Raw genomic sequence first — 19,043 nt, forward strand, 5'->3', positions numbered from 1 at the left:
GACTTTTATTTTTCCGGGTGACCCGCCAAAAGGCTTGGTTCTTCAACGTTGCCGGCCATGGCCGCGTTTAGAAAACGGCGCTGATTGGCAGTCAGTACAGTGCTTTTAAGTTCCTGGCGGGCCTTGGACGACGCTTTTCGGGCGCCGGGTTTTTTAATAAGTTCTCCCATGCAGCCTCCACAATTGATCATTAATTGAACATTTTTTCGATGCTATTCGTTCTCTACCGCTATCACAAGCCTGCCCCGTGAATCGAAGTCAAAGCCCAGGTTTTGATAGAGGGCAATAGCACCGGGTGCGGGCTCCTGAATCTCTATCCATTGGCTGCCAATGATTCTCGCGTAATGGTCGATGGCAATCATCGTCAGTGAAGCTATGCGGCTTTTCAACGGGTGGGATTTTCCAGGTCTTCCCTCCAGGCGGATGACCTTGATCCGCAATCGGCTTTGATTGGGATTGGCAAAGCACAGCCCACAGAGTTCCTCTTCGTACCAGAGGGACAAATCGAACGCCATCGGTTCACGGCCTTTCCACGTCGCAACCTCGTCCCATGAGAAGTGAGAGTCTGCTGCCCAGCCCTGATAGGCAGCCAATGCATGGCTGTCGATCAATTCAAAACGGACATGGGTTAAGTCGATCTCTGTGCCTTGGGCGGCGGTGTGTTTCAGGTTTTTGTACCACTGTTGAGTCGATGCATTCACAAGGCGTAAGGCTTTTGATCGGTAGAGCTGGTATCGCAAGGGGTCGCGTTTTTTTGGCATTGGCGGTCATGAGTCGAGAGCCTCCTGAAGCGGAGGGCGTTGGGTTTTCCCAAGGCTAGAGGTGGTTTTTCAACATGTCCTTACTGGCCTTTTGGCAAAGCCATTGCAAAGCGTGTCAGCGGCTGGTTATAGTCGGCGCCAGGTGTTTCGCAGCACCTTTCATCCCTTCAAAAAAGATCAGCCCATGCCTGCTTCCCCACGCATAGCGGTAGTCGATTCAGCGGTCAACGCTGCGGTCGTGCCGTGCGGGAATCAGCAGCCTGTGCAGATCAGTCATTACCCCCCACCTGTCAGTAGCACCCCGGTGTACGCACTCGTATCACCGCCGGGCGTTGGCGTTTCGGGCTGATCAGCAGACCGCTGCTCCCCGTTGCCTGCCTGTACCGAACCTACTGAATTTCAGCCTTGGCTGAGTTGGCTTTTTGCCTGACTACAGGTGTTCATCATGTCTGTTCTTTCGAAACAATCCGTGGCCGCGGCGGCCTCGACGAGCCTGTTTGTGCTGCTGTGGAGCAGCGGGGCGATTTTCTCCAAGCTGGGCCTGGCCCATGCGTCCCCCTTTGCCTTCCTGTTGATCCGCTTTGCCATTGCCCTGGCGGGCTTGGTGCTGCTGGTGCCGATTCTCAAACTGAGGTTGCCGCGCCCGGGCAAACCGCTGTGGTATGCGGCGGCCACCGGGCTGGTGTTGCTGGGGGCCTATCAGATTTTTTATCTGCTGGCCCTGGACCTGAAGGTCACCCCCGGCGTGATGGCGACCATCATGGGCGTGCAACCGATCCTCACCGTGGTGCTGATGGAGCGCCAGCGTTCATGGCGCCGGGTGTTCGGCCTGGCGTTGGGGTTGGCGGGCCTGATCATGGTGGTGTACCAGGGCATCGGTCTGGCTGGCATGTCCCTGGCCGGCATGCTGTTTGGTTTGCTGGCGCTGGCGAGCATGACCCTGGGCTCGATCATGCAAAAGCGCATCACCGATAACCCATTGGGTACCTTGCCGGTGCAGTACCTGGCGGGTTTGTTGTTGTGCGCGGTGTTTGTGCCGTTCCAGCCCTTTGCTTTCGAGCACAACAGTGGCTTTTACCTGCCGGTGCTGTGGATGGGGCTAGTGGTGTCACTGTTGGCGACGCTGCTGCTGTACCGCCTGATTGCCCGGGGCAACCTGGTGAATGTCACCAGCCTGTTCTACCTGGTGCCGGCAGTCACTGCGGTGATGGACTACTTGATCTTCGGTAATCGGCTGGCAGTGCTGAGCGTGCTGGGGATGGGGTTGATCATCATCGGGTTGGTATTCGTCTTCCGTAAAGCTTGATATCCCTGTGTAGGAGCCGAAAAGCCGGCTCCTACACAGCTTTGATCAATTTCCCTCGCCGTAGCACCAGCCACAGCGCCCCCGCGATCAACAACCCGCCATACAGATGGGCCATGGACAACGGCTCGTCCAGCAGCAATGCGCCCCACAACACGCCGAATGGCGGAATCATGAAGGTGACGGTCATCGACTTCACCGGCCCGATGGAGGTCAGCAAACGGAAGTACAGGATGTAGGCGAATGCCGTGCATAGCAGCCCCAGGCCCAGTAGGGACAGCCACACATTCCAGCCGCCCCAACTGGCGGGCGGGTGGTTGATGGCGCTCCAGCCAAACCACGGCAATAGAAACAATGTGGCGCCGAGCATGCTGCCCAGTGCCGAAAGGCGGCTGTCCAGGCCACCCTGTTGATCCAGCCAACGGCGTGCCAGGAAACCGGCGAAGCCGTAGCAGGTGGTTGCCAGCAGGCAGGCGAGGGCGCCCATCAGCAACTCCAGGTCAAACGCCACCGGCCCGGCGCGCGTGAGGATGCCCACGCCGAACAGGCCCAGGCACACCCCGGCAATTTTCGAGGGTGTCAGCCGCTCATGGAAAAACAGCCCGCCAATCAACACCCCCATCAACGGCGTGGTGGCGTTGAAAATCGCCGAGTAACCCGCTGGCAAGACCTGGGCCGCCACCGAATACATGGTCGCGGGAATCCCCGAGTTGATCACCCCCAGCAACAACACGATCTTGAACTTGCCCTGGAAATCCCAGCGCACCCGTAGCATCGCCAGGATCACCAGCAGGCCGGCGGCGGCAATCGAAACGCGGAAAAACGCCGTAGGCAAGGTGCCGATCTGCGGCGCGATAATCCGCATGAACAGAAAGCTCGCGCCCCAGATGGCGGCCAGTAGCAGCAGGTAGAGGGTGTCGACAGGTCTCACGGACAGCTCCTTTTCAACAAGGGCGAGAGTGTTGCCCAGGGGCCTGCCTGACACAATCTTTTACGTATCAACTACACAATAAAGCGCGTCACCAGGCCGTTGAGGTCCACCGCCAGGCGCGACAGCTCCTGGCTGGCGGCCGAGGTCTGGGTCGCACCGGCGGCGGTTTGCGTCGACAGGTCGCGGATATTCACCAGGCTGCGATCCACCTCCCGGGCCACCGATGCCTGTTGCTCGGCGGCACTGGCGATCACCAGGTTGCGTTGGCTGATCTGCGAGATGGCGGCGGTGATTTTTTCCAGGGCATTGCCGGCGCTGTTGGCCCGTTGCAGGGTCTGGCTGGCGTGCTCGGCGCTGCTGGTGAGGGCGCCGACCGTGGCCTGGGTGCCTTGCTGGATACCGGTGATCATCTGCTCGATTTCCTCGGTGGAATCCTGGGTCCGCTGCGCCAGCGAGCGTACCTCGTCGGCCACCACCGCAAACCCCCGCCCGGCCTCGCCGGCGCGGGCGGCTTCAATGGCCGCATTGAGCGCCAGCAGGTTGGTCTGCCCGGCAATCCCGCGTATCACTTCCAGCACCTTGCTGATGTCTTGCGCCTGTAGCGCCAGGCCCTCGGCCTTGCCCGAGGCGTCGAGCACCTCGTTGACCAGGCTCTGGATCGAGCTGATGGTTTCGCTGATCTGGAAATGGCCGTGCTTGCTGTCCTCATCGGACGCCTGGGATGCCTCGGCACTGGAGACCGCATTCCCCGCCACTTCATCCACCGCTGCGCTCATCTGTGTGACGGCGGTGGCGGCCTGTTCGATTTCATCGTTCTGCGCTTGCAGGCCGCGAGTGCTTTGCTCCATCACCGAACTCATCTCTTCGGCTGCCGAGGCCAGTTGCTGGGCGGACTCGCTGATGCCGCGAATAGTCGCCTGCAACTGTTCCTGCATGGTGGCCAGGGCGCCCAGCAACTGTGCCGGTTCGTCCTTGCCATGCACGTGGATCGGCTGGCTCAGATCGCCGGCGGCAATCGTGCGTGCCGCGTGTAATGCCTGCGCCAGGGGCGTGGTGATACTGCGGGTCAACAGCCAGGCCAGCAGCAACGTCGCGATCAGGGCGACCGCGATGATGAGGCCGACGATCCACTGTGCGCTCTGGTACATCTGCGCCGCCGATTGCGCCGCATCCTGGGCGCCTTGCTGGTTGAAGTCGATCAAGGCGCCCAGGCTCCGGTTGAGGATCACGCCTTGGGGCGTCAACGTATCGGTGAGCAGGGTCAGGGCCTGCATCTGGTTATCCTGGTCCACCAGGTGGATCAATTGGTCGACGATGGTCATATAGGCCGACGCGGTGGCCTTGAGCTGCTCCAGTAGCTGGCGCTCCTGGTCATTGCTCAGCAGGGCCTGGTGATTGTCCAGGCGTTCCTGCAAATAGCCGCGCTCCTTGGTGATCACCTCTTTGCTGCGCTCGCGCACTGCCGATTCATCGGTGGTCAGCAAGCGCAACGCCTCCAGGCGGATAGTCGCGACGTTGGCGGCGCTGTTGTGGATGTTCTCGATACTCGGCATCCAGGCCGTTTCAATGATGGCGGCGCTTTCGCGCAGCTTGGCCATCTGCCCCAGGCCAAACAACCCGACCAGCACCAGCAGGCCGGCCAATACCGCAAAACTCAGACTGGCACGCAGGCCGATTCCCATGTTCCTCAATGACATATCAATGCTCCTTGGGCGATTTAAATCGATTCCCGAGCCGGTCTTAGGACCTTGTTATCAGGGAAAACGCTGGGCTATATAGCAAAGTGCCATCATTGAGGTAATCGGGGTTTCCCTTACGTTGGATCCAAGTCCGTATAAGGTCGCCAAACCCCGCCCGGCCTGGGGGGCTTCCTGTTCGCGGTGCCAGCGCCCGTGTTTTGTGGCCTTCAGATGAATCGATTAATCAGCGCGAGGTGACTTTATGGGTGTTTTATTGACCCTGTGGTCGAATTAAAAAATCGTAAACAATTGTTTGAGTCGCCCCCGTGAAGAGCCAGCGCCCGGTAAAAAATGTACTTCTCCTGCATGAGGACTCTGGCTAATCTCAGGTCTTCCGAATGCCCGCAGAGGTCTACGACATGCCGCAGCAAACGCCTGCCATCGACACCGCGCAGTCCATCGCCAAGATGATCCTCGATGGCTTCGACGATTACCGCGAGCACTTTCGCCAGATCACCGACGGCGCCCGCGAGCGTTTTGAAAAGGCCCAGTGGCAAGAGGCGCAAGCCGCCTCGGCGGCGCGGATCAACCTCTATGAAGAGAAGGTCGGCGAAGTCACCACGCGCCTGCGGGCCACTTTCGATGTGGGGGCGCTGCTGGATATCCAGTCCTGGCCCCTGGTCAAGAGCGCCTATATCAGCCTGATCGACCTGCGGTTTGACGATGAACTGTCCGAGACCTGGTACAACTCGATCTTTTGCGGGCTGTTCAGCCACGACCTGATCAGCGACGGCTGCATGTTCATCCACACCACCCGCCCGAGCCTGCGCCGCGCCCGTGCCGCGCAAACCCGCACCTACAAGCCCCAGGGCCAGTTGGCCGGGATGCTCGAGCAAATTTTCAGCGACTACCGCTTCAGCGAACCCTACGCCGACCTGGCCGGCGACCTGCAGCGTCTCGAAGCACAACTGCGCGAGAACCTGCCGGACTGGGTATGCAAGGACCCGGACCTCAACGTCGAGCTGTTTTCCTCGGTGCTTTACCGCAACAAGGGCGCGTACCTGGTGGGCCGCCTCTACACCCGCGATGAACAATGGCCGCTGGTCATCCCGCTGCTGCACCGCGAAGGGCAGGGCATCCGCATCGACGCGCTGATCACCGATGAAGCCGATGTGTCGATCATCTTCTCGTTCACCCGCTCCTATTTCATGGTGGATGTGCCGGTGCCGGCAGAGTTCATCGGCTTTCTCAAGCGCATCCTGCCGGGCAAGCACATCGCCGAGCTGTACACCTCCATCGGCTTCTACAAACACGGCAAGTCGGAGTTCTACCGGGCGCTGATCAACCACCTGGCCAGCACTGACGATCAGTTCATCATGGCCCCGGGCGTGCGTGGGATGGTCATGAGCGTGTTTACCCTGCCGGGCTTCAACACGGTGTTCAAAATCATCAAGGACCGTTTTTCGCCGTCGAAAAACGTCAACCGTGCCACGGTGATCGAGAAGTACCGCCTGGTGAAGAGTGTCGACCGGGTCGGGCGCATGGCCGATACCCAGGAGTTCGCCGATTTCCGTTTCCCCTTGAGCAAATTCGAGCCGCAATGCCTGGCCGAACTGCTGGAAGTGGCCGCGGGCACGGTCGAAGTCGAAGGCGACACGGTACTGATTCGCCACTGCTGGACCGAACGCCGCATGACCCCGCTCAACCTCTACCTGGAAAACGCCAACGAGGCCCAGGTACGCGAAGCCCTCGAAGACTACGGCCTGGCCATCAAGCAACTGGCGGCGGCGAATATCTTTCCCGGCGACATGCTGCTGAAAAACTTTGGCGTCACCCGTCATGGTCGCGTGGTGTTCTACGACTATGACGAGATCTGCTTTCTTACCGAAGCCAACTTTCGCCACATCCCGGCACCGCGCACCCCGGAAGACGAAATGGCCTCCGAGCCCTGGTATTCCATCGGCCCGCTGGACGTGTTCCCCGAGGAATTCCCGCCGTTCCTGTTTGCCGACGCCGGGCAGCGGCGCCTGTTCGATGAACTGCACGGCGAGTTGTACAACGCCGACTACTGGAAAGGCCTGCAAGAGGCGATTCGGGCGGGGAAGGTGATTGATGTGTTCCCGTATCGGCGCAAGGGCCTGGATAACGAATAAGGGCATCAATACCGCCAGACCCTGTGGGAGCTGTCGAGCCCCGGCGAGGCTGCGATAGCGGTGGGCCAGCCAACAGCGATGCCGACCGGGCCAGCCCCTTCAGGTGATTTACGCGGCCTTTAACGTTGTGTGCGCTTTTCTGCCACAATTGCCGGCCGTGCATAAATAGACGACCTTCAAAGTACCTGATGACTGACCAAGCGCCCGCTATCGACCAACTCCTGAAAAACCTCGATCACGCCATGCTCGCCGACCGCCACCGCTTGCGTCGGCAGTTGCTTGAGCTGCGCAAGAAACCCGATGAGGAGAAGCTGGCGCAGTGGGTGGCGCGCATGCAGGCATCGTGTGCCCAGGTCACGGCGCGCGCGGCCAGCGTGCCGCAGGTTCGCTATGACGACAGCCTGCCCATCGCCGCCAAGCGCGACGAGATCAAGGCCGCGCTGCAAAAGCATCAGGTGCTGATCATCGCGGGCGAGACCGGCTCGGGTAAAACCACGCAGTTGCCGAAGATCTGCCTGGAAATCGGTCGCGGCCAGTACGGCTTGATCGGTCATACCCAGCCCCGGCGTATCGCCGCGCGCAGTGTGGCGAGCCGGGTCGCGGACGAGTTGGCCACGCCGCTGGGGGCGCTGGTGGGTTATCAGGTGCGGTTCGAGGACCAGAGCGATTCCAACACCCTGATCAAGTTGATGACCGACGGCATCCTGCTCGCCGAGACCCAGAACGATCGCTACCTCGAACGCTACGACACGATCATCGTCGACGAAGCCCACGAGCGCAGCCTGAACATCGATTTCCTGCTCGGCTACCTGAAGACCCTGCTGCCGCGCCGTCCCGACCTCAAAGTCATCATCACCTCGGCCACCATCGACCTGGAGCGCTTTTCCAAGCACTTCGACGATGCGCCGATTGTCGAGGTCTCGGGGCGTACGTTCCCGGTGGAAACCTGGTACCGCCCGCTGACCCTGGAGCAGGACGAAGAGGGCAACCGCGTCGAAGACGACTTGACCGTGGACCAGGCGATCCTCGCCACCCTCGATGAAATCGCCGCCTTTGAGCGCAGCGAGCGCAAGAGCCCTGGTGATGTGCTGGTGTTCCTGCCCGGTGAGCGCGAGATCCGCGATGCCGCCGATATGCTGCGCAAGGCCCAGCTCAAGCACACCGAAATCCTGCCGTTGTACGCGCGCCTGTCACCGGCCGAACAGCAGCGCATTTTCCAGTCCCATCCGGGGCGGCGCGTGGTGCTGGCGACCAACGTTGCGGAAACCTCGCTGACCGTGCCGGGCATCCGCTACGTGATCGACAGCGGCACCGCACGCATCAGCCGCTACAGCTACCGCGCCAAGGTCCAGCGCCTGCCGATCGAGGCGATTTCCCAGGCCAGCGCCAACCAGCGTAAAGGCCGTTGCGGCCGGGTCGAGCCGGGCATTTGCGTGCGCCTGTTCAGCGAAGAAGATTTTATCGGGCGCCCGGAATTTACCGACCCGGAGATCCTGCGTACCAACCTTGCGGCCGTGATCCTGCAGATGCTGCACCTGCGCCTGGGCGAAATCACCGACTTCCCGTTTATCGAGCCGCCGGATGGCAAGGCCATCAGCGATGGTTTCAACCTGCTGCAGGAACTCTCGGCAGTAGACCGCAATAGCCAACTGACACCCCTGGGCCGGCAACTGGCGCGCCTGCCGGTGGACCCGCGCATGGGTCGCATGTTGCTGGAAGCGGCCAAGCTTGGCAGTTTGCAGGAAGTGCTGATCGTCGCCAGCGCCATGTCGATCCAGGACCCGCGCGAGCGCCCGCCGGAGCGCCAGCAAGCGGCCGACCAGGCCCACGCGCAATGGAAGGATCCCGATTCGGACTTCGCCGGGCTGGTCAATTTGTGGCGCGGCTTTGAAGAGCAGCGCCAGGAACTGACCGCCAGCCCGCTGCGCAACTGGTGTCGCAAGAACTTCCTCAACTACCTGCGCCTGCGCGAGTGGCGCGATTCCCATCGCCAGTTGAGCCTGATCTGCCGCGATATGCAGCTGACGGTCAACAAGGAACCGGCGGACTTCCCGAAACTGCACAAGGCGGTGCTGTCCGGCCTGCTGAGCCAGATCGGCCAGAAAACCGAAGACGGCGATTACCTGGGGGCCCGTCAGCGGCGCTTCTGGATTCATCCCTCCTCGGGGATCGGCAAGAAACGTCCGCAATGGTTGATGACCGCCGAACTGGTGGAAACCACCAAGCTGTATGCGCGCATGGTGGCCAAGATCGATGCCGATTGGATCGAACCGTTGGCCGGGCACCTGATCAAGAAAAACCACTTCGAACCCCATTGGGAGAAGAAGCGCGGCCAGGTCGTGGCCTTTGAGCAGATCACGTTGTTCGGTTTGATTGTGGTGGGGCGCAGGCCCGTGCATTACGGGCCGGTGGACCCTGTGGTGTCCCGCGAGCTGTTTATCCGCGAAGGCCTGGTGCGTGGCGAGATCCAATCCCGGGCCAAGTGCCTGGCCGCAAACCAGCAGTTGCTGGAGCAATTGGACGAGCTGGAAGCCAAGGCCCGGCGCCGCGATATCCTGGCCGACGAGGAAACCCTGTACGCCTTCTACGACGCGCGCCTGCCGGCGGAGATTCATCAGACGGCGACCTTCGACAGTTGGTACAAGATCACCAGCCAGAAAGACCCGCAACTGCTGATCATGCGCGAAGAAGACGTGCTGGCCCGCGAGGCCAGCGAGGTCACCGCCGCCCATTACCCCGACACCTTGCACCTGGGCGACCTGGCCCTGGCCTTGAGTTACCACTTTGAACCCAACCACCCGCGCGACGGCGTGACCTTGCGCGTGCCGGCGCCGCTGTTGCCGGCCTTGCCCGCCGAGCGTCTGGAATGGCTGGTGCCCGGGCTGATCGAAGCCAAGTGCATTGCCCTGGTGCGCAACCTGCCCAAGGCCCTGCGCAAGAACTTCGTGCCGGTGCCGGACTTCGTCAAGGCCGCGCTGCAACGTATCGAATTTGCCCAGGGCTCGCTGCCCCAGGCGCTGGGGCGCGAACTGTTGCGCATGACCGGTGTACGGGTCAGCGATGAAGCCTGGAGCGAAGCGGCGCAGCAGGTGGAAAACCACCTGAAGATGAACCTGGAAGTGGTCGACGCCCAGGGGAAGTTCCTCGGCGAAGGCCGCGACCTGGCAGCGTTGACTGCGCGGTTTGTCGAAGCCAGCCAGGCTGCCCTGGCAGTGCCGCAGACTGCCAAAAGCCAGCAGCCGGTGGAGGCCAAGGTCTTCGCTGCGGTTGCCGAGACTACCCAGCAGAAGATTGCTGGCCTGTCGATGACGGTGTATCCGGCGCTGGTAGAAGAAAACGGCACGGTCAAGGAAGGACGTTTCTCTACGGCTGCCGAAGCCGAGTTCCAGCATCGCCGCGCCTTGCAGCGCCTGTTGATGCAGCAATTGGCCGAACCGGCAAAATTCCTGCGCGGCAAATTGCCGGGCCTGACAGAGCTGGGGCTGATGTACCGCGAGTTGGGACGTATCGAGGCCCTGGTGGAGGACATTCTGCTGGCCAGCCTCGACAGCTGCGTGCTGGAAGGCGAGGCCAGCCTGCCCAGGGATGGCGCGGGCCTGGCCGCCCTGGCCGAGCGCAAGCGCGGCAGTTGGACCGAACATGCCGAACGCCTGGCGCGCCTGACCCTGGAAGTGCTGAAACTGTGGCATGGCCTGCAAAAGCGCTTCAAAGGCAAGATCGACCTGGCCCAGGTCGTGGCACTCAACGATATCAAGCAGCAACTGAGCAACCTGGTGTATCCAGGGTTTGTGCGCGAAACCCCGGCGCAGTGGTTCAAGGAACTGCCGCGCTATCTCAAGGCCATCGAGCTACGCCTGGAAAAACTGCCCAGCCAGGTGCAGAAGGACCGGGTCTGGAGCGGTGAGTTGAGCGGCCTGTGGAGCCAGTACCAGACGCGCCTGAACAAGCACACCCAGGAAGGGAAGCGCGACCCGCAACTGGAGCTTTACCGCTGGTGGCTGGAGGAATACCGGGTGTCGTTGTTTGCCCAGCAGTTGGGCACCAAGGCGCCGATTTCCGACAAGCGCTTGAGCAAACAGTGGAGCCAGGTCGAGCCTTGACCTGGCGTACCGGGGGCGGGTGCGCGCGCGACAGGCGCCAAACCCCCCGGTTTATGGCAAACTTCGCCGCTATAAATGCCAGGATCGTCTAGATTGGCTGTATCAGCCTCGACGCGCCGGGACAAAGCGTTTCCCCGTTTGATGTCCGCGCGGCGGACTAAAGCGATTTACGGTTTGGTACGAAGGTACCAATCCCTTCTGCCTGAACAGATTTAGAGGAACGACCGTGCATAACGTCGTCATCAGCGGCACAGGCCTGTACACCCCGGCCAACAGCATCTCCAACGAAGAGCTGGTGCAGTCTTTCAATGCTTACGTTCAACAGTTCAATGCCGACAACGCCGTGGCCATCGAGCAGGGCGACGTTCAGGCGTTGACCGAATCCAGCGCCGCCTTTATCGAAAAGGCCTCAGGTATCAAGAGCCGCTTTGTCATGGACAAGGAAGGCATTCTTGACCCCCAGCGCATGACCCCGCGTTTGCCCGAGCGCTCCAACGACGAGTGGTCGATTCTCTGCCAGATGGCCGTGGGCGCCGCCGAGCAAGCCCTGCAGCGCGCTGGCAAGACTGCCGCCGATATCGATGGGGTGATCGTCGCCTGCTCCAACCTGCAACGCGCCTATCCGGCCATTGCCATCGAAGTCCAGGAAGCCCTGGGCATCCAGGGTTTTGGTTTTGACATGAACGTGGCGTGTTCTTCGGCGACTTTCGGTATCCAGAACGCTTGCAACAGCATTCAGCTGGGCCAGGCCCGGGCGATCCTGATGGTCAACCCGGAGATCTGCACCGGCCACCTGAACTTCCGCGACCGTGACAGCCACTTCATCTTCGGCGATGCGGCGACCGCGGTGATTCTGGAGCGTGCCGACCTGGCCACTTCCGAACACCAGTTCGACGTTGTCAGCACCAAGTTGCTGACCAAGTTCTCCAATAACATCCGCAACAACTTTGGCTTTCTCAACCGCGCGGCGGAAGAGGGCGTTGGTGCGCCAGATAAACTTTTCGTGCAGGAAGGCCGCAAAGTCTTCCGTGATGTCTGCCCAATGGTTGCCGAGTTGATCGGCCAGCACCTTTCGGAAAATCAGTTGAGCGTCACCGATGTGAAGCGTTTCTGGTTGCACCAGGCCAACCTGAGCATGAACCATCTGATCGTCAAGAAGCTGCTGGGCCGTGAAGCCGAGATCGAAGAAGCACCGGTGATCCTCGATACCTACGCCAACACCAGTTCGGCGGGTTCGGTGATCGCGTTCCACACCTATCAGGACGACCTGCCCAAGGGCGCACTGGCGGTACTCAGCTCGTTTGGCGCCGGGTATTCGATTGGCAGCGTGATCCTGCGCAAGCGCTAGGAACCAGGCGATTGCGGCCACGTCCTGCACAATGAGGTTTTGAATGGCAGCAGCCGACGACGCGCACCTGCTTGAACGCCTGCTCAAGGGCGAGCAGCGGGCCTACAAGGAATTGGTCACCACCTACCAGAGCGCGATGCGTGCGGTGGCCTACGCCATCGTAGGCCAGCGCCATGCCGACGAAGTGGTCCAGGACGCATGGCTCTCGGTGGTGCGCAGCCTCGCTCGGTTTGAAGGGCGTTCCAGCCTCAAGACCTGGCTGCTGACCATCACCGCCAACTCGGCCAAGGGGCGCTACAAGCAGAATCGACGGGAAGTGCTGCTGGACGACCTGCCATCGCCCCACGGCACCATCGGCGATGAGCGTTTTGCCGCCGGCGATGAGCATTGGCTGGTCGCGCCATTTGCCTGGCACCAGGACACCCCCGAGGCGTTGCTCACCGAAAACGAGCTGCGTGAATGTCTGGAGCACACGTTGCTAAGTCTGTCCGAGCTGCAAAGCAGTGTGCTGCTGCTGCGCGAGCGCCAGGGGCTGGAACTGGAAGAGATTTGTAATCTTCTGGAGATCTCGCTCTCCAATGTGCGAGTGCTGCTGCACCGGGCGCGGCTTAAAGTCTTCGCTACGGTGGAGCATTTCGAGGAGACCGGCGAATGTTGACCTGCAAAGAACAAGTGGCGCGTTCCAGCGATTTTCTCGATGGGCAACTGACCTTTGGTGATCGCCTGCGTATGCGCCATCACCTGATGTTCTGCGCCAATTGCCGGCGCTTCATTCGCCAGATGCGCCTGATGCAAGCCACGTTGCGCATCCTGCCCGAACCCGAAGTGGCCGATGCGCAAGGGTTGGCCGAGCGCCTGGCCTCGGAGCTCAAGCGCAACTCCTGACCCAACGCTGTCTGCGGTTGCCAAGGCCTGCGACGTCCCCGTCGCGGGCTTTTTTGTGTCGGCGAAAAGCTATGCGCTGAAAAACCTTGCAGGTTTGTCATTTTTTTTCACCTTTTTTTCACTTGGCATTTCTCGTACTTTTTTAGCTCAAACCCACGCCGGCCGTAGCGTTGCGCTTATTCCAAGTGGTTGTAAGAAAGTTCCCCTGTAATAAAATATTTATCTTGCAGCAACTTGGCTGAAATATCCCCTCGCCAAGATCCCCTCCCAACACCAGCGGGGCAGAACCCGTGTGTTTTCCAACGCAAAAGACCACCAATTAGGGGAATTCTTCGATGATCCGTAAGCACTTCGCCGGTTTCGCGGCCAGCGCCCTGGCCCTGGCCGTTACCGCCCAGGCTTTCGCTGGTACTGTCACTACTGACGGCGCCGATATCGTTGTCAAAACCAAGGGCGGCCTTGAGGTTGCTACTACCGACCAGAACTTCAGCTTCAAGCTGGGTGGTCGCTTGCAAGCCGATTACGGCACATTTGACGGCTTCTACACCAAGAACGGTGATTCGGGCGACGCCGCTTACTTCCGTCGCGCCTTCCTGGAGCTGGGTGGCACCGTTTACAAGGATTTCAAATACCAGCTCAACTACGACTTCTCCCACAACTCGGGTAACTCCGACGACGGTTACTTCGACGAAGCGTCCATGTCCTATGTGGGCTTCAAGCCGGTGACTATCCGCGTTGGTCGTTTTGACCCGGATTTCGGCCTGGAAAAAGCTACCAGCTCCAAGTGGATCACCGCCATGGAGCGTAACTCGGCCTACGAGGTTGCAGACTGGGTCAACACCCACGAAAACGGCATGGGCATCCAGGTCAGCGGCACTGCGGCTGAGATGTTCTACGGCTCCGCCAGCCTGGCTTCCAAAGACATCAACGACGAAGACGGCAAGGGCGTGAAGCAATTCAACGGCCGTATCGTGTTGGCGCCGATGAACAAAGGCGGCGACGTCCTGCACTTCGGCTTGAACGTGGCGGCACGTGACCTCAACGACGCGGCCTTCGACTCGCGGATCCGTCCGCGTCTTGGCGCCCGTGGCGTGGCGACGACCGGTGGCAACGATGCTGGCTCCAACGGCAACCGCGCTACTTTCGGCGGCGGTGTGGGCCTGAACGCCAGCAACCTGACCGCAGTCGGCGCCTATGACACCGACACCGTGTTCGGTGGTGAGTTTGCCTTCGCCACTGGCCCATTCTCGGTACAGGCCGAAGCCCTGAGCCGCAAGATGAAGGCTGACAGCAATGCCTACCAGGACGTGAAAACCAGCGGTTTCTACGGCCAACTGGCCTACACCCTGACCGGCGAATCCCGTGCCTACAAGCTCGACGGCGGCAAGTTCGACGCCATCAAGCCTGAGAACAAGCAGTACGGCGCCTGGGAAGTGTTCTACCGTTACGACAGCATCAAGGTTGACGACAAGAACATCGTCGTCAGCAGCGCTACCCGCGAAACCGGCGACGCCAAGGCCAACGTGAACACCCTGGGTGTGAACTGGTACGCCAACGAAGCGGTCAAGCTGTCCGTGAACTACAGCAAGGTCAGCACCGACAAAATCACCAACGCCAATGGCGATGACAGCGGTGACTCCATCGTCGGTCGTGTGCAGTACGTGTTCTAAGCAACTGTAATACCGCTCCAACGCGCTCTTTCTTCATCCGTTAAAGCGCGATCCTCTTTTTCACCCCGCCAACTGGCGGGGTTTTTTTTTGCTGACCGCGCGGGTGGCAGGTTCTGTCAGAATGGCCTGAATATCGTGAGCGAGCGTTTACCGTCGGGGAATGGCATGCCGTTGAAACGTTTGAATAGCCTGTCCGAAGTATCGCCTGATGAATGGAACGCATTGGTTCCCGAGGATCAGCCGTTTCTGCGCCATGCTTTCCTCAGTGCGCTGGAAGACAGTGCCAGCCTTGGCCGGCATTCTGGCTGGCAGCCGGAGCACTTGCTGCATTACGAGGGCGAGCGGCTGGTGGCGGCGCTGCCCAGCTATCGCAAATGGCACTCCTATGGCGAATACGTATTCGACCATGGCTGGGCTGACGCCTGCGCGCGCGCGGGCATCGACTATTACCCTAAGCTGCTGACAGCGGTGCCTTTCAGCCCGGTCAGCGGGCCGCGCCTGTTGACGGCCAGTGGCGCGGATGGCCTGGAGCTGCTCCAGAGCCTGCCTGGCTACTTGGAGATCGAAGGGCTTTCCAGTGCCCACATCAACTTCACCGATGCCATGGCCGATGCCGCGCTGGGCCAGCAACCCGGTTGGCTTGCGCGCCTGGGTTGCCAGTTCCACTGGCAGAACCGTGGTTATCGCGACTTCCAGGACTTCCTCGACGCCTTGAGCTCGCGCAAGCGCAAGCAGATGCGCAAGGAGCGCGAACAAGTGGCGGGGCAGGGCATCGAGTTCGAGTGGCTGCACGGCCATGAGCTGAGCGAGGCCCAGTGGGATTTTGTCTACGCCTGCTACGCCAACACCTATGCGGTGCGCCGGCAGTCACCGTACCTGACGCGGGCGTTTTTCAGCCTGCTGGCCGAACGCATGCCGCAGGCAATACGGGTGGTGCTGGCCAAGCAAGGGCCGCGCCCGGTGGCCATGGCGTTCAGCCTGGTCGGCGGCGACAGCCTATATGGCCGCTATTGGGGCTGCCTGGGCGAATTCGACCGGCTGCATTTCGAGACCTGCTTCTATCAAGGCATGGACCACGCGATTGCCAATGGCCTGCAACGTTTCGACGCCGGGGCCCAGGGCGAGCACAAGTTGATCCGTGGATTTGAGCCGGTGATTACCCACTCCTGGCACTACTTGCGCCATCCAGGCTTGAAAACCGCCGTGGCGGATTTCCTGGAGCGCGAGCGGGTGGGGATTCTGGCGTATGCCGAGGAGGCGCGGTCGGCGTTGCCGTATCGACAGGAATAACGCTCAGGGAACTCAACCTGTTCCCCTGTAGGAGCGAGCTTGCTCGCGAAGAACTCAAGTACACCGCGTTCATTCTGGATAAACGCGGCGCCCTCAGGTTTTTCGCGAGCAAGCTCGCTCCCACAGGGTGGGTCAATACTGTTGGATCAGGCGGTTTCTTCTTTGCCCAACCAACGGTAGGTGATGCCACCGATCACTGCGCCAAGGATCGGCGCCAGCCAGAACAGCCACAGCTGCTGGATCGCCCAACCGCCGACAATCAGCGCAGGGCCGGTGCTGCGGGCCGGGTTGACCGAGGTGTTGGTGACCGGGATGGAGATCAGGTGGATCAGTGTCAGCCCCAGGCCAATGGCGATGGGTGCCAGGCCAGCCGGTGCGCGACGGTCAGTGGCGCCGAGGATGATCAGCACGAACATCGCGGTCATCACCAGTTCGGTGACAAACCCAGCCGCCATCGAATACCCGCCCGGCGAGTGTTCACCGTAGCCATTGGATGCCAGGCCCGAAGCCAGTTCAAAACCCGGCTTGCCGCTGGCAATGAAGTACAGCAGGGCCGCTGCCACTACGCCGCCAATGACTTGCGCGACGATATACGCTGGCATTTCCCTGGCCGAAAACCTGCCGCCGACCACCAGGCCCACGGTGACTGCCGGGTTGAGGTGGCAGCCGCTGATATGGCCAATGGCAAATGCCATGGTCAGTACGGTAAGCCCGAATGCCAGCGAGACACCCAGCAGGCCGATTCCGACATCGGGGAACGCTGCGGCCAGAACCGCACTCCCGCAACCACCCAACACCAGCCAAAACGTACCTAACCCTTCTGTAACGGAACGTTTGAACAGAGACATGAACGCGTCCTTCTAAATCAACTGGTCGGTGAGGCTTCCCTGCAGTCTGATGTCAGGGCCCTCCCTGGGCCCTGATTGCAGTACAGCAGGATTGTGATACACGGCCAGCGAGTTAGAAAAAACTGTCAGAATTGTTCGGAATTGATCGCGCGGTTAGTAGTCCAGAATCAGTCGATACCCACGAATCCTCCGGTCTGGTGCTGCCACAATCGCGAGTACAGGCCGCCATGTGCCAGCAATTGCGCATGGCTGCCACTTTCGGCGATCTGGCCTTTTTCCAGGACCACCAACCTGTCCATTCGAGCAATCGTGGACAGGCGGTGAGCGATGGCGATTACCGTCTTGCCCTGCATCAGGGTTTCCAGGCTTTCCTGGATGGCCGCTTCCACTTCCGAGTCCAGGGCCGAAGTGGCTTCGTCCATGATCAGGATCGGTGCGTCCTTGAGCAGGACCCGGGCGATTGCGATGCGCTGGCGTTGCCCGCCGGAGAGTTTCACCCCGCGCTCACCCACATGGGCATCCAGGCCAATGCGGCCCTCGGCGTCCGACAGCAGCGGGATAAATTCATCGGCACGCGCCTTGCGGATCGCTTCCCAGAGCTCTTGGTCAGTGGCATCGGGTTTGCCGTACAGCAAGTTGTCGCGGATCGAGCGGTGCAGCAGCGAGGTGTCCTGGGTGATCATGCCGATGCGTTCGCGCAGGCTTTCCTGGGCCACTTCGGCGATGTCCTGGCCGTCGATCAGGATGCGTCCGCCTTGCAGGTCGTAGAGGCGCAGCAGCAGGTTGACCAGGGTCGACTTGCCGGCACCGGACGGGCCGATCAGGCCGATCTTTTCCCCTGGCTTGATCACCAGGTTCAGGCCACTGATGATGCCGCTGCTCTTGCCGTAGTGGAAATCCACCTGTTCGAAGCGCACTTCGCCGTGGGGCACGCGCAGGCGCGGGGCGTTCTCGCGGTCGATTACCGCCAGCGGCTGGGCGATGGTTTTCAGGCCGTCCTGGACCATGCCGATGTTCTCGAAAATGCCATTGACCACCCACATGATCCAGCCCGACATGTTGACGATGCGGATCACCAGGCCGGTCGCCAGGGCGATGGCGCCGACCGAGATCAGCGATTGCGTCCACAGCCACAGGGCCAGGCCGGTGGTAGTGACGATCAGCAGGCCGTTCATGGTCGTGATGACCACGTCCATGCTGGTGACCACGCGGCTGGCCAACTGGGTTTTTTCGGTCTGCTCGATGATCGCTTCCTTGGCGTACTCCTGCTCGGACTGGGTGTGGGCGAACAGTTTCAAGGTGGTGATATTGGTGTAGCCATCGACGATGCGCCCCATCAATTTGGAGCGCGCCTCGGAGGAAATCACCGAGCGTTCCTTGACCCGTGGCACGAAGTAGCGCAGCGCCAGGCTGTAGGCAATGATCCAGGTGACCAGCGGGATCATCAGGCGCCAGTCGGCCTCGGCGAACAGCACCAGGGAACTGATGGCATAGATCGCCACGTGCCAGATGGCATCGACGGCGGCCACGGCCGAGTCACGCAGCGAATTGCCGGTCTGCATGATGCGCTGGGCAATGCGCCCGGCAAAATCGTTCTGGAAGAAGTTCAGGCTCTGCTTGAGCACATAGCTGTGGTTCTGCCAGCGGATCAGGCTGGTCATGCCGGGGCTGATGGTCTGGTGCACCAGCAGGTCGTGCAGGGCGCCGAAGATCGGGCGCAGCAGCAGGGCGACCACGGCCATCCAGATCAACTCGGTGGCGTGGATCTGGAAGAAATTGGCCGGCGGCGTGCCCTGGGCCAGGTCGATGATGCGGCTCAGGTAGCTGAACAGCGCCACCTCGATCAGCGCGCCGATCAGGCCCACCACCAGCAGCGCGGCAAAGCACGGCCAGACCTGGCGCAGGTAATAGAGGTAGAAGGGCAGGACTTTATCGGGAGGTGCCGCGCTGGGAGCGTCGCGGAAGATATCGATCAGTTGTTCAAAACGACGATAGAGCATTAGGTCTGACGCCCGCCGGGCGGGCTCTCCTTGTTGAATACGCGCGCGGCCTTGTGGGCGGCGCGCGGAACTCCT

The 19,043-nt window shown here is 60.9% G+C and carries 14 protein-coding genes; 8 read left to right on the forward strand and 6 right to left on the reverse strand.

Features of this window, described 5'->3' with window-relative positions:
* Positions 1 to 5: 5 nt before the first annotated feature.
* The gene (locus tag ACO77H_RS06860; protein WP_170043256.1) at positions 6 to 170 is read right to left on the reverse strand and encodes a hypothetical protein; all 165 of its coding nucleotides are present in this window, start codon (positions 168 to 170) and stop codon (positions 6 to 8) included.
* A gap of 42 nt (positions 171 to 212) precedes the next feature.
* Positions 213 to 761 carry a hypothetical protein gene (locus ACO77H_RS06865; RefSeq protein WP_172313378.1) on the reverse strand — a complete coding sequence of 183 codons (549 nt, stop codon included), beginning with the start codon at positions 759 to 761 and terminating at the stop codon, positions 213 to 215.
* Positions 762 to 1,206: 445 nt separating this feature from the next.
* Between ACO77H_RS06865 and ACO77H_RS06870 the strand changes: the two genes are divergently transcribed.
* Positions 1,207 to 2,067, forward strand: a complete 861-nt coding sequence (locus ACO77H_RS06870) for a DMT family transporter (protein WP_169955577.1) — start codon at positions 1,207 to 1,209, stop codon at positions 2,065 to 2,067.
* A 31-nt stretch (positions 2,068 to 2,098) separates the two neighbouring features.
* On the opposite strand, the gene ACO77H_RS06875 is transcribed toward ACO77H_RS06870, so the two are convergent.
* Together ACO77H_RS06875 and ACO77H_RS06880 are read right to left on the reverse strand one after the other, a co-directional pair.
* Positions 2,099 to 2,995: an EamA family transporter gene (locus ACO77H_RS06875; RefSeq protein WP_170058698.1), complete on the reverse strand. Its 897-nt coding sequence runs from the start codon at positions 2,993 to 2,995 to the stop codon at positions 2,099 to 2,101.
* 71 nt (positions 2,996 to 3,066) lie between these two features.
* Positions 3,067 to 4,692, reverse strand: coding sequence for a methyl-accepting chemotaxis protein (locus ACO77H_RS06880; protein ID WP_432755184.1), 1,626 nt, complete (start codon positions 4,690 to 4,692; stop codon positions 3,067 to 3,069).
* 401 nt (positions 4,693 to 5,093) lie between these two features.
* Between ACO77H_RS06880 and aceK the strand changes: the two genes are divergently transcribed.
* The 7 genes from aceK to ACO77H_RS06915 all read left to right on the forward strand — a co-directional run bounded on the left by aceK (position 5,094) and on the right by ACO77H_RS06915 (position 16,120).
* Positions 5,094 to 6,827 (forward strand): bifunctional isocitrate dehydrogenase kinase/phosphatase, encoded by a 1,734-nt coding sequence (aceK, locus tag ACO77H_RS06885; protein WP_432755739.1) that lies wholly within the window; start codon positions 5,094 to 5,096, stop codon positions 6,825 to 6,827.
* A 188-nt stretch (positions 6,828 to 7,015) separates the two neighbouring features.
* Positions 7,016 to 10,927, forward strand: coding sequence for an ATP-dependent RNA helicase HrpA (hrpA, locus tag ACO77H_RS06890; protein WP_432755185.1), 3,912 nt, complete (start codon positions 7,016 to 7,018; stop codon positions 10,925 to 10,927).
* Between the two features lie 226 nt (positions 10,928 to 11,153).
* Positions 11,154 to 12,275 (forward strand): beta-ketoacyl-ACP synthase III, encoded by a 1,122-nt coding sequence (locus ACO77H_RS06895; protein ID WP_170043262.1) that lies wholly within the window; start codon positions 11,154 to 11,156, stop codon positions 12,273 to 12,275.
* A 43-nt stretch (positions 12,276 to 12,318) separates the two neighbouring features.
* Positions 12,319 to 12,933: an RNA polymerase sigma factor gene (locus ACO77H_RS06900; protein WP_170043263.1), complete on the forward strand. Its 615-nt coding sequence runs from the start codon at positions 12,319 to 12,321 to the stop codon at positions 12,931 to 12,933.
* The gene (locus ACO77H_RS06905) at positions 12,927 to 13,160 is read left to right on the forward strand and encodes an anti-sigma factor family protein (RefSeq protein WP_172313372.1); all 234 of its coding nucleotides are present in this window, start codon (positions 12,927 to 12,929) and stop codon (positions 13,158 to 13,160) included. The genes ACO77H_RS06900 and ACO77H_RS06905 overlap by 7 nt, the downstream gene beginning before the upstream one ends.
* A gap of 335 nt (positions 13,161 to 13,495) precedes the next feature.
* Positions 13,496 to 14,830: an OprO/OprP family phosphate-selective porin gene (locus ACO77H_RS06910; protein ID WP_169955595.1), complete on the forward strand. Its 1,335-nt coding sequence runs from the start codon at positions 13,496 to 13,498 to the stop codon at positions 14,828 to 14,830.
* Between the two features lie 165 nt (positions 14,831 to 14,995).
* Complete coding sequence (locus tag ACO77H_RS06915) at positions 14,996 to 16,120, forward strand: GNAT family N-acetyltransferase (protein WP_432755186.1); 1,125 nt, start codon at positions 14,996 to 14,998, stop codon at positions 16,118 to 16,120.
* A gap of 146 nt (positions 16,121 to 16,266) precedes the next feature.
* On the opposite strand, the gene aqpZ is transcribed toward ACO77H_RS06915, so the two are convergent.
* Positions 16,267 to 16,968: an aquaporin Z gene (gene aqpZ, locus ACO77H_RS06920; protein WP_169955597.1), complete on the reverse strand. Its 702-nt coding sequence runs from the start codon at positions 16,966 to 16,968 to the stop codon at positions 16,267 to 16,269.
* A 167-nt stretch (positions 16,969 to 17,135) separates the two neighbouring features.
* The gene (locus ACO77H_RS06925; protein WP_169955598.1) at positions 17,136 to 18,968 is read right to left on the reverse strand and encodes an ABC transporter ATP-binding protein; all 1,833 of its coding nucleotides are present in this window, start codon (positions 18,966 to 18,968) and stop codon (positions 17,136 to 17,138) included.
* Positions 18,969 to 19,043: the final 75 nt, after the last annotated feature.

Source organism: Pseudomonas sp. WMBT8 (assembly GCF_050916005.1).
Classification (GTDB): Bacteria; Pseudomonadota; Gammaproteobacteria; order Pseudomonadales; family Pseudomonadaceae; genus Aquipseudomonas.

Coding starts and splice junctions, on each gene's coding strand:
- ACO77H_RS06860 (WP_170043256.1), bottom strand. CDS start 170: ATGGGAGAACTTATTAAAAAACCCGGCGCCCGAAAAGCGTCGTCCAAG.
- ACO77H_RS06865 (WP_172313378.1), bottom strand. CDS start 761: ATGCCAAAAAAACGCGACCCCTTGCGATACCAGCTCTACCGATCAAAA.
- ACO77H_RS06870 (WP_169955577.1), top strand. CDS start 1,207: ATGTCTGTTCTTTCGAAACAATCCGTGGCCGCGGCGGCCTCGACGAGC.
- ACO77H_RS06880 (WP_432755184.1), bottom strand. CDS start 4,692: ATGTCATTGAGGAACATGGGAATCGGCCTGCGTGCCAGTCTGAGTTTT.
- aceK (WP_432755739.1), top strand. CDS start 5,094: ATGCCGCAGCAAACGCCTGCCATCGACACCGCGCAGTCCATCGCCAAG.
- hrpA (WP_432755185.1), top strand. CDS start 7,016: ATGACTGACCAAGCGCCCGCTATCGACCAACTCCTGAAAAACCTCGAT.
- ACO77H_RS06900 (WP_170043263.1), top strand. CDS start 12,319: ATGGCAGCAGCCGACGACGCGCACCTGCTTGAACGCCTGCTCAAGGGC.
- ACO77H_RS06905 (WP_172313372.1), top strand. CDS start 12,927: ATGTTGACCTGCAAAGAACAAGTGGCGCGTTCCAGCGATTTTCTCGAT.
- ACO77H_RS06910 (WP_169955595.1), top strand. CDS start 13,496: ATGATCCGTAAGCACTTCGCCGGTTTCGCGGCCAGCGCCCTGGCCCTG.
- ACO77H_RS06915 (WP_432755186.1), top strand. CDS start 14,996: ATGCCGTTGAAACGTTTGAATAGCCTGTCCGAAGTATCGCCTGATGAA.
- aqpZ (WP_169955597.1), bottom strand. CDS start 16,968: ATGTCTCTGTTCAAACGTTCCGTTACAGAAGGGTTAGGTACGTTTTGG.
- ACO77H_RS06925 (WP_169955598.1), bottom strand. CDS start 18,968: ATGCTCTATCGTCGTTTTGAACAACTGATCGATATCTTCCGCGACGCT.